Origin of the sequence: Bacillus sp. FSL W7-1582, assembly GCF_038593325.1 — a bacterium.
Lineage (GTDB): Bacteria > Bacillota > Bacilli > Bacillales > Bacillaceae > Bacillus > Bacillus altitudinis.
In genome coordinates this window covers 2,279,714-2,295,394 of record NZ_CP151987.1, presented here as the reverse complement: position 1 = coordinate 2,295,394, position 15,681 = coordinate 2,279,714, and the positions used below count along the sequence as shown (strand labels likewise).

The window sequence follows — 15,681 nt, the reverse complement described above, 5'->3', positions numbered from 1 at the left end:
AAGATCAAATATGTTGCATTGACAGAAAGAAGTACTTACGTATCAGCCATAAAAGCGACCTTAGGACGGTGTGAGCTAAGGATGGACACGTAACGAAAGGCATTCTTGAGCAACGTAAAACAAAGCGGCTGGGTGCTACGACACCAGCAAATAGGGTGGAACCGCGGGAAAAACTCTCGTCCCTATGTTTGCAAGGAACCTTGTGAGCATAGAGACGGGAGTTTTTGTGTTTTGCAAAAAGGTTCTAGGCCCCACCGCCATACATAGCGGATGGTGTAAAAAAGATGGAGGTGCGATCATTGAATATTCAAGACATGATTTTGACACTGCAAAAGCATTGGTCAAATGAAGGCTGCGTATTAATGCAGGCATATGACACAGAAAAAGGTGCTGGAACGATGAGTCCATACACGTTCCTCAGAAGCATTGGGCCAGAGCCATGGAAGGTAGCCTATGTAGAACCTTCAAGACGCCCGGCTGACGGCAGATATGGAGAAAACCCAAACAGATTGTATCAACATCATCAATTTCAAGTGATCATTAAGCCATCACCTGACAATATTCAAGAACTGTATCTAGAATCATTGAAGGCGCTTGGCATTGACCCGCTGAAACATGATATCCGTTTTGTTGAAGACAACTGGGAAAACCCATCTCTTGGCTGCGCAGGACTTGGCTGGGAAGTTTGGCTAGATGGAATGGAAATTACGCAATTTACGTATTTCCAGCAAGTCGGCGGTTTAGAATGTAAGCCAGTTTCTGTTGAAATCACATACGGTATTGAGCGTCTTGCTTCTTACATCCAGGACAAAGAAAATGTATTTGATCTTGAATGGACAGATGGCTTTACTGTAAGAGATTTATTCTTAATGGCTGAATACGAGCATTCTGTGTATACGTTTGAAACATCTAATACGGATATGCTGTTCGATTTATTTACAACATATGAAAAAGAAGCACATAGCCAAATGGACAAAGGGCTTGTTCACCCGGCATATGATTATGTACTCAAATGTTCTCACACCTTTAACCTGCTTGATGCCAAAGGCGCGATTTCTGTGACTGAGCGAACAGGTTATATCGGAAGAGTACGTCAGTTAGCGAGAAAAGTAGCCAAAACATATTACGAAGAACGAGAAAAACTAGGATTCCCTATGCTAAAAGAGGAGGCGGCTTCTCATGAATAAACAAGATGTATTACTTGAAATCGGCTTAGAAGAGATGCCGGCTCGTTTCATGCCAGAAAGTACAAAGCAGCTAGGTGACAAAGTAGAAGCTTGGTTCGTAGCGCAAAATATTTCATTCGAAGACGTTGCTTTATTTAATTCACCAAGACGTCTAGCTGTACTCGTCAAAGGTGTTGCAGAAAAACAAGAGGACATCAAAGAAGAAGCAAAAGGACCGGCTAAAAAGATTGCTCAAGATGCTGAAGGCAATTGGACAAAAGCTGCCGAAGGTTTTGCCCGCGGACAAGGCGCTTCAACTGATGATCTGTATTTCAAAGACATCAAAGGTGTGGATTATGTCCATGTCCAAAAGTTTCAAGAAGGAAAACAAGTCAAAGACCTTCTTCCAGCATTGGGGGACATTGCCGCTTCATTGAGTTTTCCAAAGAACATGAGATGGGGAAGCGAGGATTTACGCTATATCCGTCCAATTAAATGGATTGTTTGTTTATTTGGTCAAGAGATCATTCCTGTCGAAATTGCAGGAGTGAAAAGCGGACGGGAGACTAGAGGACATCGTTTCCTAGGGACGACAGCCAGCATTGACACACCAGCTTCTTATGAGCAAACATTAAGAGATCAATTTGTCATTGTAGATTCAGATAAAAGAAAACAATTAATTACTGAGCAATTACATGCGCTTTCTTCCGAAAAAGGCTGGGTCATTCCAGTTGATCCTGAGCTTCTAGAAGAAGTGAACGATCTCGTTGAATATCCAACCGTTCTATTTGGTTCTTTTGAAGAAGAATTTCTTGCGCTGCCGGAAGAAGTGCTTGTCACGACAATGAAAGAGCATCAGCGTTATTTCCCTGTGAAAAATGAACAAGGGGAATTACTGCCGCACTTTATTACGGTCAGAAATGGAAACAGTGAGGCACTTGAAAATGTGGCAAGAGGGAACGAAAAGGTCCTTCGCGCACGTTTATCAGATGCGGCATTTTTCTATAAAGAAGACGAAAAACTCGTCATTGAAGACAACATTCAAAAGCTTGATAAAGTCGTATTCCATGAGAAACTTGGCACGATTGGCGACAAGCTGAAAAGAGTAACAGACATTGCCGTCCGCCTTGCTAGTCATGTGGGTGCAGATGAAGAAACGTCTAAACGCGCTGCAAGAGCAGCCAGTATTTCTAAATTTGACCTTGTGACTCAGATGGTCTATGAATTCCCAGAACTGCAAGGAATCATGGGTGAAAAATATGCTAGAGCACTTGGCGAGCATGAAGAAGTGGCAAAGAGTATCAACGAGCACTATATGCCGCGTTTTGCCGGTGACGATGCGCCGTCAACACTTATTGGGGCGATTGTTGCAGTGGCGGATAAGTTAGATTCTATTTGTTCATTCTTCTCAATTGATGTCATTCCAACGGGCTCTCAAGATCCTTATGGATTAAGAAGACAAGCGAGCGGTATCGTTCAAATCCTGCTAGACCGCCAATGGAATCTTTCATTTAAAGAGCTTTTAGCACTAGCTCAAGTAGATGCAAAACATGAAGCGGCTCTCATTGAATTTTTAACACACCGTTTGAAATATGTTCTCCAAGCAGAACATATCCGTCATGACGTGGTGGAAGCAGTCCTTGATGTTGAAAATATTGAACCATATGCGGTTGTGAAAAAAGCGGCTGTTCTTGAAGAGAGCGTGAAACAGGAGAGTTTCAAAGAAACGGCTGAGGCACTAGGCCGCGTCATTTCAATCAGTAAAAAAGGGGAAGACGCACAGATTCAGCCTGAACTGTTTGAAAATGAACACGAACAAAAGCTATTTGAAGCGTATCAGCAAGCGGAAAAAGCCGTCAACGAGTATATGGCAAAAGGTCAGTACCAATCAGCACTTGAAGCGCTAGATACATTAAAAGCACCAATTGTTCATTATTTCGACCATACCATGGTTCATGCCGATGATGAAAAACTGAAACAAAATCGTTTGGCACAAATGGTCAAACTTGCAAAAGTCATTCAATCATTTGCGAATATGAACAATTTAATTGTAAAATAAATACCTAAGAACGGTTGCCTTTTTCGAAGGGCAATCGTTTTTTACTCATTTAATTCACGGTTTTTGAGTGGATTTTTGTTTCATTCGGACGAAGATGCGCTATAATATGATGAGTTATGAAATTGATATACATAAAGTAAGGATTCGCTCTCTCTATTTAAAGGTGGTGAGTACAATCGAGTTAAATAAACGGCAAGAGCAGATTTTACAGATTGTCAAAGAGAATGGTCCGATCACTGGAGAGCATATCGCCGATCGGCTGAACTTAACAAGGGCTACCCTCAGACCGGATTTAGCCATTTTAACGATGTCTGGCTTTTTAGAAGCAAGACCAAGGGTCGGCTACTTTTTTACAGGCAAAACAGGCACGCAGCTTCTGGCAGATAAGCTGAAAAAACTTCAAGTGAAAGATTTTCAGTCCATTCCGGTCGTGATACACGAGAATGTTTCGGTTTATGATGCGATTTGTACGATGTTTTTAGAGGATGTGGGCACATTATTCGTTGTGGACGATCACTCTATTTTAACAGGCGTGTTATCAAGAAAAGACCTCCTTCGAGCAAGTATTGGGAAACAAGAGCTTCCATCTATACCTGTCCATATTATTATGACAAGAATGCCGAACATTACCGTTTGCCGCAAAGAAGATTTTATTATGGATGTGGCCAAGCACTTGATTGAAAAGCAAATAGATGCACTTCCTGTTATAAAAGATACGGATAAAGGCTTTGAAGTGGTCGGCAGAATTACGAAAACAAACATGACGAAAATACTTGTTAGCTTATCAGAGAACGAAATTATCTAATTACAGAAGACTGCGAGGGGATGTTATGAGTAATCGCGTAATTTTTGTTGTATCAGATTCAGTAGGAGAAACGGCAGAGCTCGTGGTCAAAGCGGCACTTAGCCAATTTGATGGCGGCTCATCCGACCATTCAAATATTAGAAGAATCCCATATGTAGAGGATGTCGGTACGATTAAAGAAGTGATTTCATTGGCGAAAGCAGATAATGGGATCGTTTGCTTTACTCTTGTTGTGCCAGAAATGCGCCAATTCTTAATAGAAGAAGCAGAAGCGAATGGCGTCGTGTACTATGACATTATCGGTCCACTTATTGATAAAATGGAGACGGCATATGGAAATGAAGCGAAACATGAGCCAGGTCGTGTACGTCAATTAGATGAGGACTATTTTAAAAAGGTAGAAGCCATTGAGTTCGCTGTGAAATATGATGATGGCCGGGACCCAAGAGGTATTCTAAAGGCTGATATTGTGCTGATTGGTGTATCGCGTACGTCTAAGACACCACTTTCTCAATACTTAGCACATAAACGCTTGAAGGTAGCAAACGTTCCGATTGTTCCTGAAGTTGATCCGCCAGAGGAGTTATTCTCAGTTGATCCAAAAAAATGCATCGGCCTGAAAATTAGTCCAGATAAACTAAATCATATCCGTAAAGAACGTTTAAAATCACTCGGTTTAAATGACCGTGCCATTTATGCGAATATCGAGCGGATTAAAGAGGAACTAGAATATTTTGAAAAAGTGGTTGACCGCATTAACTGTCAAGTTGTTGATGTATCGAATAAAGCAGTTGAGGAGACAGCAAATGTCATTCATCAAATGCTGACCAAAAGAGGTTCCGAATAAACTCAGGATGCTCCTCCTGGGTTTTTCCTATGGTGGGAAACGGGTAAACAAAAACAATAGCATATTTGCTGCATTTGTATTATAATAAAAAATTGTGATAAAATGATTGATTTTAGGTTTAAGTTAAGTCAAGAACGAATAAACTAATATTGGCAGAAGTCAAGTGATTCTGAACATAACTTTTCGACAAAATGAGTTTTACTGTTGATTGCTTTATGGGGGAAAAGTATGGTCTTTTTGCTTCTCTAAAGCAGGAATAAGGTGGAGGGATGGAGAATTAGTCACCTGAATGAACGTAAAAAAGAAAGGACGATTTATGTCGATGCAGATGCTTGTCCTGTAAAAGACGAAATCCTTTCTGTCGCATCTCAATTTCAAGTACCTGTGACTTTCATTGCTTCATATGAGCATTTTCAAACCAAACGATCACCACTTGAAGATTGGCGGTTTGTTGATACACATAAGGAAGCAGCAGATTTAGTCATTGCGAACTTAGCTGTCAAGCACGATATTGTTGTCACCCAGGATATTGGTCTGTCCTCCTTACTGCTTCCAAGACAAGTCATTGTTCTGTCTGAAAGAGGACGAATGTACACAAACGAAACAATTGATTTTGATTTGGAACGCAGGCATGTTTCCAGTAAACAGCGAAGAAAAGGTGTATACGGAAAAGGTCCCAAAAAGCTTTTAGAAGAGGATAAAAAGCGATTTATTGCCCAACTACAAAAAATCCTGTCGAATCATGAAGGATTTTTGAATTAAAAGGCGAATAATGTACGACGGAGTGTTATTAGGATGAGCAAACGTATACCAGATGAACTTTTGGAGCAAATCCAAAAAAACGCAGACATTGTCGAAGTGATTGGAGAATACGTACAGCTTAGAAAACAAGGTCGGAATTACTTCGGTCTTTGTCCATTCCATGGTGAAAATACTCCTTCATTCTCTGTTTCAGCAGATAAGCAAATCTTCCATTGTTTTGGCTGTGGTGCAGGAGGCAATGTATTTTCGTTCCTCAGACAAATGGAAGGCTACTCATTTATTGAAGCCGTTTCACATGTTGCTGATAAGTACCATATTGATTTGCCGGATCATGTAGCGAATGCGCAGATCAGTTCCTCACAGCAAGAGGATACAGCAGATCATAAAATGATTGAGGCGCATGAGCTTCTTAAGAAATTTTACCACCATTTGCTGGTAAATACAAAGGAAGGTCAAAACGCACTCGATTATTTAAGGTCCAGGGGCTTTACGGATGAAACAATTGCCAAGTTTGAGATCGGGTATGCTCTCGACTCGTGGGATTTCGTGACCAAGTTTTTAGAAAAACGAGGGTTTGATCCTGCGATGATGGAGAAGGCTGGTCTTTTGATTCAACGAGAAAACGGCACAGGTTTTTTTGACCGCTTTAGAGATCGTGTCATGTTTCCAATTCATGATCATCACGGGACGGTCGTCGCTTTTTCTGGAAGATCACTTGGTGATCAGCAGCCAAAGTATATGAATAGTCCTGAAACGCCACTTTTTCATAAAAGTAAGCTGCTTTATCACTTTCATGACGCGCGTATGCATATTAGAAAACGCGAACGTGCAGTCCTTTTCGAAGGATTTGCTGACGTCATCTCGGCTGTCACAAGTGGTGTTGGCGAAAGTGTTGCAACAATGGGTACGTCTTTAACAGAAGAGCACGTAAAGCTTCTTAGGCGGAACGTAGAAGAGATCATTTTATGTTATGACTCTGACACGGCCGGGTATGAAGCGACCATGAAAGCATCAGATTTGCTTGGAAAAAGAGGATGTAAAGTTCGCGTTGCCATGATACCAGATGGACTTGATCCAGATGATTACATTCGTAAATATGGCGGCGAGAAATTTAGGAATGACATCATAGATGCAAGTGTGACATTAATGACATTTAAGATGAATTTTTTCCGAAGAGGAAAGAATTTGTCTGACGAAGGAGACCGCCTGACTTACATGAAGCAGGTTCTCCGAGAAATCAGCCGATTAAACGGTTCCTTGGAACAAGAGATTTACATGAAGCAGCTGGCCGGGGAGTTCTCCATTTCACTTGACTCATTAAAGGAGCAATTGGAGCTTTTTGAAAAGCAGCAGCGCCAAGAGGCCAAGAGCTCGCAAGAAGAAAATGGGCTTGAAAAGCGGCGTGCACATCTGTCAACACAGGTAAGACGAAAACGTCTAAGGCCGGCATATGAAAACGCAGAGCGAATGCTCCTTGCACATATGTTGAAAAATGATGACGTGATCCGAAAAGTGCTTGATAGGATAGGGTTTGAATTTAATATAGATTCGCACAGAGCGCTGGCAACATACATTTATGCATTGTATGAAGAAGGCAAGGAGCCGACCCCGCAGCATCTGATGAACCGTATAGAAGATGATGTGATCAATCAGCTCCTGACGGATATATTCATGATTCAAGTTGGAGACGAACTAAGTGAAGCTGAATTAAGTGATTATGTAAAAAAAGTGTTGAATCATCGGAATTTGTCAATGATAAAGGAAAAAGAACTAGAACGTGCAGAGGCGGAGAGGCAAAAAGATTTCTTCAAAGCGGCAACACTTGCAAAAGAAATTATTCAGTTGAACCGTTCGCTGAAGTAATACGTCTACTATTTATGACAAGACTTACGGCTGGCAATGAATCCTTTAATGGGAGGAGCATAAGACCGCAAGCATCTTGCCTTCATCATTATTTATTTTATTCCTATTTGCTCATTCTGTTTGATAGAGAGAGAAAGGCAGAGCAGAAGCAAATCGCAAGTTACTTTAGAATTCGTTGCAAGCTTTGGAAGGAGGGATCCATAATGGCTGATAAACAAGCCCACGAAACTGAAACTGAATTAACCTTTGAACAGGTGAGAGATAAGCTCACTGAAACGGGTAAAAAACGGGGCGTTTTAACATACGAAGAAATTGCAGAGCGTATGTCTAGCTTTGAAATTGAATCAGACCAGATGGATGAATACTATGAATACTTAGGCGAACAGGGTGTAGAACTCATCAGTGAAAATGAAGAGACTGAAGACCCAAATGTTCAGCAGCTGGCTAAGGCAGAAGAGGAATTTGACCTGAATGATTTAAGCGTACCACCAGGTGTCAAAATTAATGATCCTGTTCGTATGTACTTAAAAGAGATCGGGCGCGTCAATTTGCTATCTGCTAAAGAAGAGATTACGTATGCTCAAAAGATTGAAGAAGGCGATGAGGAATCAAAAAGAAGATTAGCGGAAGCGAACCTTCGTCTCGTTGTCAGCATTGCGAAACGTTATGTTGGTCGTGGTATGCTGTTCCTTGACTTGATTCAAGAAGGAAACATGGGGCTCATGAAGGCGGTTGAGAAGTTTGATTACCGCAAAGGATACAAATTCTCAACATATGCGACATGGTGGATTAGACAGGCGATCACACGTGCGATTGCCGATCAGGCGAGAACAATCCGGATCCCGGTTCATATGGTGGAAACCATTAATAAATTAATCCGTGTTCAAAGACAGCTTCTACAAGATCTAGGTAGAGAACCAACGCCAGAAGAAATTGCGGAAGACATGGATTTAACACCAGAGAAAGTAAGAGAAATTCTTAAAATTGCGCAAGAGCCAGTATCTTTAGAAACACCTATTGGTGAGGAAGATGACTCGCATCTTGGTGATTTTATCGAAGACCAAGAGGCGACTTCTCCATCAGACCATGCTGCCTATGAGCTCTTAAAAGAGCAGCTTGAAGATGTATTAGATACGCTAACGGACCGTGAAGAAAATGTGCTGAGACTGCGTTTCGGACTAGATGACGGAAGAACACGCACATTAGAAGAGGTAGGAAAGGTGTTTGGCGTAACAAGAGAGCGTATTCGCCAAATTGAAGCGAAAGCTCTTCGTAAATTAAGACACCCAAGCAGAAGTAAACGATTAAAAGACTTCTTAGAATAGAAACCGGACGGATCTTGAGAGAGATCCGTTCTTTCTTCATCAAAATGAAAACGCTTTTTTGATCTGATTATATTTTACTGAATAACAAATGAATTTGCAACGTTCTTAGAGAAAAGATGTATAAAAAATACATCTAAATGTGCTGAAGGCTTCATTTCTCATTTTGAATCATTTTTGTCTAATCTGTGAACTTGACCAAAGTTTTGTATCATAATTCGTTTACTTTTTGTAAAATTAAAGTAGAATTAGAATTGTTTGCATAGTCTCAAAGGGGTTTTTCACAAAGGGGAGGATGAAAGAAATGAAACGGAATCCACTTATACCATTCTTATTGATTGCCATTTTAGGTATTGGACTCACTTTTTTCTTATCAATGAAGGGGCTGAAAGATGAAGACAAAATTGCCTCTGGGGGCAAAGAGCAAAAGCAAGAAGAGACCGCAAATGCGACGCCGGAAGAATTGTATAAGCAGAACTGTATTAGCTGTCATGGGGAAAACTACGAAGGTGGCGCTGGTCCTGCATTAAAAGGTGTTGGCGACAAGCTTGAAGTAGCAGACATCAAGAAAAAAATTCAAGAAGGCGGAAATGGGATGCCGGGCGGGCTAATTCCGAATGAAAAGCTCGATGAAATGTCAGAATGGGTATCCAAAATTAAATAATAAAGCGCAAAAAGCTCTTTTTCATCAGAAGAGCTTTTTTCATTTGAAAACGACTTTTAAAAAGTCCATAATTTATATAAGATAGACAAGTATGAACATTAAAGAAAAGTAGTGATATGGATGAATGAAATGAATTTGTCAAAACGATTAAAAAGAGTCGCAGACTTTTTACCAAAAGAGGCGGTCTTTGCTGATATTGGCTCAGATCATGCCTATTTGCCATGTTATGCGATATTACATCATAAAGCATTGAAAGCCATTGCTGGTGAAATTACTGATGGACCGCTTCAATCTGCGAAGCAGCAAGTACATAGGCTTGAATTAGATGAGCAGATTTCAGTCAGAAAAGGAAATGGCCTTGAAGTGATTGAAAAAGGCGAGGTGAATGCTGTCACGATTGCAGGAATGGGCGGAGCACTCATTGCAAGCATTCTAAATGAAGGTAAACACAAGCTCACAGGGCAGGAGCGGCTTATTCTTCAGCCTAATATTCATGCTCACCATATTCGTTTATGGCTCTATCAAGAGGGGTATGAACTGATGGATGAAGTGATTTTAGAAGAGGATGGCAAGATATACGAAATCATCATTGCCGAAACTGGCGACAAAGATAAAGCTTATGAAGGCATGTCGATTGAAACAGGCATGCTCGTTGGTCCGTTTCTTGCCAAAGAACATAATGATGTCTTCCGGCGCAAATGGATGAATGAGCTTCAGCACATGGAGCATATAGAAGGCCAGATTCAAAAAGCAGCGCCGACGGAAGAGAACAAAGAACGTCTAAAAGAGCTGAATGCGAAAATAAAAATGCTAAAGGAGGTTTTGACTGTTGGCTAAAACAGTGAACGGGCATGAAATCATCCAATTATTTGAGCAATTCTCACCAAAGGCATATGCGGTGGAAGGTGATAAAATTGGGCTCCAGATTGGAACGCTAAATAAAAAAGTGACCAATGTCATGATCACCTTAGATGTATTAGAAAATGTGGTAGATGAGGCAATTGAGCGGAAGGTGGATCTCATTATTGCCCACCATCCGCCAATTTTCCGTCCATTAAAACATGTGGCGACAGATCAGCCGGCAGGACGGATCATTGAGAAATGCATCAAACATGATATTGCGGTGTATGTAGCACATACAAACCTGGATGTGGCTGATGGAGGAGTCAATGACTTGCTTGCAGAGGCTTTAGAGCTCGGGGAAACAAAAGTGCTAGTTCCAACATACGAAGATCCAATTAAGCAGCTAGCTTTGTATGTCCCAGTGGAATTTGAAGAGGCCATCAGGACGGCTTTAGGAAATGCGGGAGCTGGCCATATTGGCAACTACAGTCATTGCGCTTTTTCAAATGAAGGGACAGGCAGTTTTCTGCCATCAGAAGAAGCTGTGCCATTTATTGGTGAGACGGGTAAATTGGAATTTGTGAAAGAAGTACGAATTGAAACCATTTTCCCAGCGAGTATTGAAAAACAAGTGATTCGTGAAATGATCAAAGCACACCCTTATGAAGAAGTGGCTTACAGTGTACACACGACAGATCTTCCTCCTATTCAAAAAGGCCTTGGCCGTATTGGAGAATTAAAAGAACCTATGACACTTAAAGACTTCACTCAATTTGTGAAAACGAAGTTAGATGTGAATGGAGCGCGTTTTGTAGGAGATCAGGAAGCGGTCGTGAAAAAAGTAGCTGTGCTTGGAGGAGACGGAAATAAATATATCCATCAAGCGAAAAGAATGGGTGCAGATGTGTACGTGACTGGCGACCTTTATTTCCATGTCGCTCACGATGCCATGATGCTCGGACTGAATGTAGTGGACCCAGGTCATTACGCAGAAAAGATCATGAAAGAAGGCGTAAAGACAAAGCTAGAATCGCTATGTACAGATAAAAAATATGATGTGCGATTCTTTGTATCAGAATCAAACACAAATCCGTTTCAATTTGTGTAAATAAAAACGTCAGAGCATAGCAGCTCTGACGTTTTTTTATTTCTTTGTTTTCACGCGAGGTAATATCTTAGAAAGAGGAACCGTCCGTTCAATTTTCCATGTCGATTCATCATCAGGTTCGTAGTTTTCTAAGAAACGAATGACTTCTTTTGTAATAGGTGTTGGTGTGGAAGCACCTGCAGTAACGGCAACTGTTTTTACCCCTTGGAGCCATTCAAGCTTTAACTCACTGAGATCACCAATTCGGTAAGCCTGCGTTCCTGCAATCTCCATTGACACTTGCGCCAGACGATTTGAGTTGTTACTTTTTGGATCGCCGACCACAATGGTCAGATCGGCTTGGCCTGCTTGCTGTGACACAGCTTCCTGACGTACCTGTGTCGCAAGGCAGATTTCTTGATGGTACTCGACGTGAGGATATTTTTCTTTAATGAGCTCCATCAGATCATGAACATCCCACTGAGACATTGTCGTCTGATTGGTGATGAGTAGTTTATCTGACGTCAAATCGAGCGCTTTAATATCAGCTTCTGTTTCGACAAGGTGGACTTTGTCAGGTGCAACACCGACGGCTCCTTCTGGCTCAGGGTGACCCTTTTTCCCGATATAAATAATGTCATATCCATCAGCTGTTTTTTCTGAAATGAGTTCATGTGTTTTCGTGACATCTGGACAGGTCGCATCAATGGCGACAAGGCCTTTTTCTTCTGCAATTTGACGGACTTCAGGAGATACGCCGTGAGCGGTGAAAATCACTGTGCCACTTTCAACCTGTTTTAAAATATCCAGACGGTTTGGTCCGTCCAGTGTGTAAATTCCATCTTCTTCGAAGGCATCTGTGACATGTTTGTTGTGCACAATCATACCTAATATATAAATTGGGCGTGGCAAGTTTTTATCAAGTGCGGCATTTTTAGCAATGACCATTGCATCTACAACGCCATAGCAATAGCCACGCGGCGAAATTTTAATTACATTCATTTATTCGTCCTCCTGTAGGGAAGTGCTGCTAGAGAAGAACAATATAAAAAGCCGTGAAAAACGGCTTTTGATCATTCTCTTCCTTCATTATAGCCAAAGTAAGCGCATATATCAAAGATTGTTATACATGGGAAACACTTCGCCTATAAAAGATCACTAGACATATAGTTTCGGAATTGAACTGCCCGATCTTTTTTTCGGTTTTGCTTCAGGAGCAGCTGATGTGTGTACAGTGGTTTTTTTGACAAGGATGTCCTCTGGTTCTTCTTCTTTTCCTTCTTCTATTTCATCATCAACCGGTGCTGCTTGTTCGTGCGGAACGTCTGTTTCTGCAGTGATTTCTTTTGGTTCTTCGTCTGCATCATTCGTATTTGTTTCATCATCATCCGCACTGCCAAGCTGGCTATAGAGTTTAATCATGGCAGGCAAATTTCTGACTAAAGGACCGTATTGCTGAATCATAGGCGTGAATTGCTGCGCCATTCCGAGTACTTTTTGAACATTTCCTAACATGCTTGAAAGGTTCGCAGGGTTTGCGAAGCTCTGGATTCCTTGTAATCCCGCACCACCTCCAGCTCCAGAGATTCCTGCACCTCCAGCTCCAGGAAGAAATTTTGCCAGCATGCCCTTAATTCCGGCGCCGCCTAGTGCACGGCTTTCGCCTCCAGGAATGCCACCCATCCCGCGTAGACCGCCGCCTTGTACAGACGGAGAGCGAGGCATCATTTGTTGAAATTGGTTGCCTTGCCCTTGAAAAGGCTGTTCGATCGGAGCCTGCTGTCTCCGTTGAAAAATCCCGGGCTGTCCGCCATTTCCAAGGTGCCGGCGTGAGGGGCGATGCGGCTGAAAATCGCCCATAGGCCTTTGCCCTAACATACTTGTACCTCCCTTACTGCATTCTCTTTCTCTTCATAGGTTATGCAAGGAAGTATCATTTGGTTTCCTGTGAGAAAAGCGGACATGGTTTTTTTGCTGAAAATCAGCTATAATGAGGAGATGAGCAAAAAGGCATTGCCTTAAGGAGTGAAAACATGAAAGAAACGAAATTTACGACATATGAATTAAAGTCTTTTATTATAGATGCTATTCATGAACTGGGCTTTTATGAGCCGACTGATATTCAAAAGAGAATCATCCCTGCTGTTTTAAAAGGTGAAAGCGTGATTGGACAGTCTCAAACAGGGACAGGGAAAACCCATGCGTATTTATTGCCGCTTATTCATTCAATTGATCCAAGCAAAGAGCAAGTACAAGTGGTCATTACTGCACCAACACGAGAATTAGCGAATCAAATTTTTAAAGAAGCACAAACGATCTTAAAAAATACGACTCCAGAAGAAGAAATCAAGGCAAAGCTTTACATTGGCGGAACGGACAAGCAGAAATCCATTCAAAAGCTAAAGAATCAGCCGCACTTAGTGGTCGGCACTCCTGGACGTATTGCTGATCTTATTCATGAGCAAGCGCTGAATGTGTACAAAGCAACATCTCTTGTCATTGATGAAGCAGACCTTATGCTGGATATGGGCTTTTTAGAAGATGTGGATCGTATTGGTTCACAAATGCCAGAACAGCTGCAAATGCTCGTGTTCTCAGCAACTATTCCAGAAAAATTAAAACCTTTCCTCAAAAAATATATGGATAATCCGAAATATGCACATGTTGAACCGAAACGCATTACGGCTGAAAACATTCAGCATATTTTAGTTCCATCTAAACAGCGTGATAAATTAAAATTACTTCATGAAATGGTGACGAATGTACAGCCTTATTTAGGGATCATCTTTGCCAACACGAAATCAACTGTTGATGAAATTGCCGCATTCCTACAGGAAAAAGGAATGAACATTGGGGTACTTCATGGTGGTTTAACGCCTCGTGAACGTAAAAAAGTGATGAAACAAATTGAAGATTTGGAGTTCACCTATATTGTGGCATCTGATCTTGCTGCCCGCGGTATTGATATTAAGGGCGTCAGCCACGTGATTAACTATGAGCTCCCATCCGATCTTGATTTTTATGTTCACCGTGTGGGAAGAACGGCTCGCGCTGGTTCATCTGGCATTGCAATGACCATTTATGATCTCGCTGATGAGGATGCACTCGTTCAAATTGAAAAAATGGGTGTTGTGTTTGAAAACAAAACGATTGTTCATGGCGAATGGCGAGATGCAGATGATCGTTTGAAGCGTCAAAGACGTAAAAAAGCACCAAATGAAATTGAAGAAAAAGCAAAACGCCTTGTCAGAAAACCGAAAGCCGTCAAACCTGGATATAAAAAGAAAATGACACGTGAGATGGATAAGATCAAAAGACAAGAACGTAGAAAGTCAAAGCGTAACGGAAAGTAGGGGGACACATTGTTGAAGATTGGATCACATGTATCCATGAGCGGAAAACATATGCTACTTGCAGCGAGTGAGGAAGCTGCCTCTTATGGTTCAAATACTTTTATGATTTATACAGGTGCACCGCAAAATACGCGCCGTAAAAAAATTGAAGATCTCAATATTGAAGCTGGACAAGCGCATATGAAAGAGCATGGTATGACAGATATCGTCGTTCATGCACCGTATATTATCAATATTGGGAACACAGTGAATCCAGCGACATTTGAGCTTGGAGTGGATTTCCTTCGCTCTGAGATAGAGCGTACAGAAGCGCTAGGTGCAAGACAAATTGTTCTTCATCCAGGTGCGCATGTCGGAGCAGGTGCAGATGCTGGAATTCAAAAAATCATTGAAGGTCTCAATGAAGTCATTGTGAAGGGGCAGGAGGTTCAAATTGCGCTGGAAACAATGGCGGGAAAAGGATCAGAGTGCGGAAGAAGCTTTGAAGAGCTTGCTCAAATTATTGACGGTGTGACACATAACGAAGCACTTTCTGTCTGCTTTGATACGTGTCACACGCACGATGCTGGTTATCCCATTGTGAGTGATTTTGATGGAGTATTAGAAGAATTTGATCGAATTGTTGGGATCGACCGAATCAAAGTTCTTCATATTAATGATAGTAAAAATGTACAAGGCGCAAGAAAAGACCGACATGAAAATATCGGTTTCGGAGAAATTGGTTTTGATGCCCTGAGCTATATCGTTCATCATCCACAGCTTCAAGATGTGCCGAAGATTCTAGAAACGCCTTATGTAGGTGAAGATAAAAAGAACAAGAAACCACCTTATAAATTCGAAATTGCGATGCTGAAAGAAAAGCAATTTGATGAAGGTTTACTAGATAAGATTACGGGTCAATAAAAAGTGC

General features: G+C 41.5%; 14 protein-coding genes. 12 read left to right on the top strand and 2 right to left on the bottom strand.

Annotated features, from left to right (window positions below; genetic code table 11):
* Positions 1–299 precede the first annotated feature (299 nt).
* The 10 genes from glyQ to NSQ11_RS11775 all read left to right on the top strand — a co-directional run bounded on the left by glyQ (position 300) and on the right by NSQ11_RS11775 (position 11,439).
* Positions 300–1,187 (top strand): glycine--tRNA ligase subunit alpha, encoded by an 888-nt coding sequence (gene glyQ, locus NSQ11_RS11820; RefSeq protein ID WP_003217487.1) that lies wholly within the window; start codon positions 300–302, stop codon positions 1,185–1,187.
* The gene (glyS, locus tag NSQ11_RS11815; protein WP_342501110.1) at positions 1,180–3,225 is read left to right on the top strand and encodes a glycine--tRNA ligase subunit beta; all 2,046 of its coding nucleotides are present in this window, start codon (positions 1,180–1,182) and stop codon (positions 3,223–3,225) included. Before glyQ ends, glyS begins: the two co-directional genes overlap by 8 nt.
* 166 nt (positions 3,226–3,391) lie before the next feature.
* The gene (locus NSQ11_RS11810; RefSeq protein ID WP_024423017.1) at positions 3,392–4,030 is read left to right on the top strand and encodes a helix-turn-helix transcriptional regulator; all 639 of its coding nucleotides are present in this window, start codon (positions 3,392–3,394) and stop codon (positions 4,028–4,030) included.
* Between the two features lie 25 nt (positions 4,031–4,055).
* Positions 4,056–4,877 (top strand): pyruvate, water dikinase regulatory protein, encoded by an 822-nt coding sequence (locus tag NSQ11_RS11805; protein ID WP_008342399.1) that lies wholly within the window; start codon positions 4,056–4,058, stop codon positions 4,875–4,877.
* Between the two features lie 261 nt (positions 4,878–5,138).
* The gene (locus NSQ11_RS11800; protein ID WP_035390840.1) at positions 5,139–5,639 is read left to right on the top strand and encodes a DUF188 domain-containing protein; all 501 of its coding nucleotides are present in this window, start codon (positions 5,139–5,141) and stop codon (positions 5,637–5,639) included.
* A gap of 33 nt (positions 5,640–5,672) precedes the next feature.
* Positions 5,673–7,502 carry a DNA primase gene (dnaG, locus tag NSQ11_RS11795; RefSeq protein WP_008342393.1) on the top strand — a complete coding sequence of 610 codons (1,830 nt, stop codon included), beginning with the start codon at positions 5,673–5,675 and terminating at the stop codon, positions 7,500–7,502.
* Positions 7,503–7,705: 203 nt separating this feature from the next.
* A complete protein-coding gene (gene rpoD, locus NSQ11_RS11790; protein ID WP_008342392.1) occupies positions 7,706–8,827 on the top strand; it encodes an RNA polymerase sigma factor RpoD in 1,122 nt (373 codons plus the stop codon).
* 301 nt (positions 8,828–9,128) lie between these two features.
* Entirely contained in the window at positions 9,129–9,488 is a 360-nt protein-coding gene (cccA, locus tag NSQ11_RS11785) for a cytochrome c550 (RefSeq protein ID WP_008342390.1), read from the top strand.
* Between the two features lie 120 nt (positions 9,489–9,608).
* Positions 9,609–10,325, top strand: a complete 717-nt coding sequence (locus NSQ11_RS11780) for a tRNA (adenine(22)-N(1))-methyltransferase TrmK (RefSeq protein ID WP_048001529.1) — start codon at positions 9,609–9,611, stop codon at positions 10,323–10,325.
* Positions 10,318–11,439: a Nif3-like dinuclear metal center hexameric protein gene (locus tag NSQ11_RS11775; protein ID WP_045034382.1), complete on the top strand. Its 1,122-nt coding sequence runs from the start codon at positions 10,318–10,320 to the stop codon at positions 11,437–11,439. The genes NSQ11_RS11780 and NSQ11_RS11775 overlap by 8 nt, the downstream gene beginning before the upstream one ends.
* A gap of 36 nt (positions 11,440–11,475) precedes the next feature.
* On the opposite strand, the gene NSQ11_RS11770 is transcribed toward NSQ11_RS11775, so the two are convergent.
* Together NSQ11_RS11770 and vrrA are read right to left on the bottom strand one after the other, a co-directional pair.
* On the bottom strand, positions 11,476–12,420 hold the full coding sequence (locus NSQ11_RS11770) for a 4-hydroxy-3-methylbut-2-enyl diphosphate reductase (RefSeq protein WP_007501283.1): 945 nt from the start codon (positions 12,418–12,420) through the stop codon (positions 11,476–11,478).
* Between the two features lie 156 nt (positions 12,421–12,576).
* Complete coding sequence (vrrA, locus tag NSQ11_RS11765) at positions 12,577–13,296, bottom strand: VrrA/YqfQ family protein (RefSeq protein ID WP_035390838.1); 720 nt, start codon at positions 13,294–13,296, stop codon at positions 12,577–12,579.
* 155 nt (positions 13,297–13,451) lie between these two features.
* On the opposite strand from vrrA, the gene NSQ11_RS11760 reads away from it, so the two are divergent.
* The gene (locus NSQ11_RS11760) at positions 13,452–14,771 is read left to right on the top strand and encodes a DEAD/DEAH box helicase (protein WP_035390836.1); all 1,320 of its coding nucleotides are present in this window, start codon (positions 13,452–13,454) and stop codon (positions 14,769–14,771) included.
* Between the two features lie 9 nt (positions 14,772–14,780).
* Positions 14,781–15,674, top strand: a complete 894-nt coding sequence (locus tag NSQ11_RS11755) for a deoxyribonuclease IV (RefSeq protein WP_017358005.1) — start codon at positions 14,781–14,783, stop codon at positions 15,672–15,674.
* Positions 15,675–15,681 lie beyond the last annotated feature (7 nt).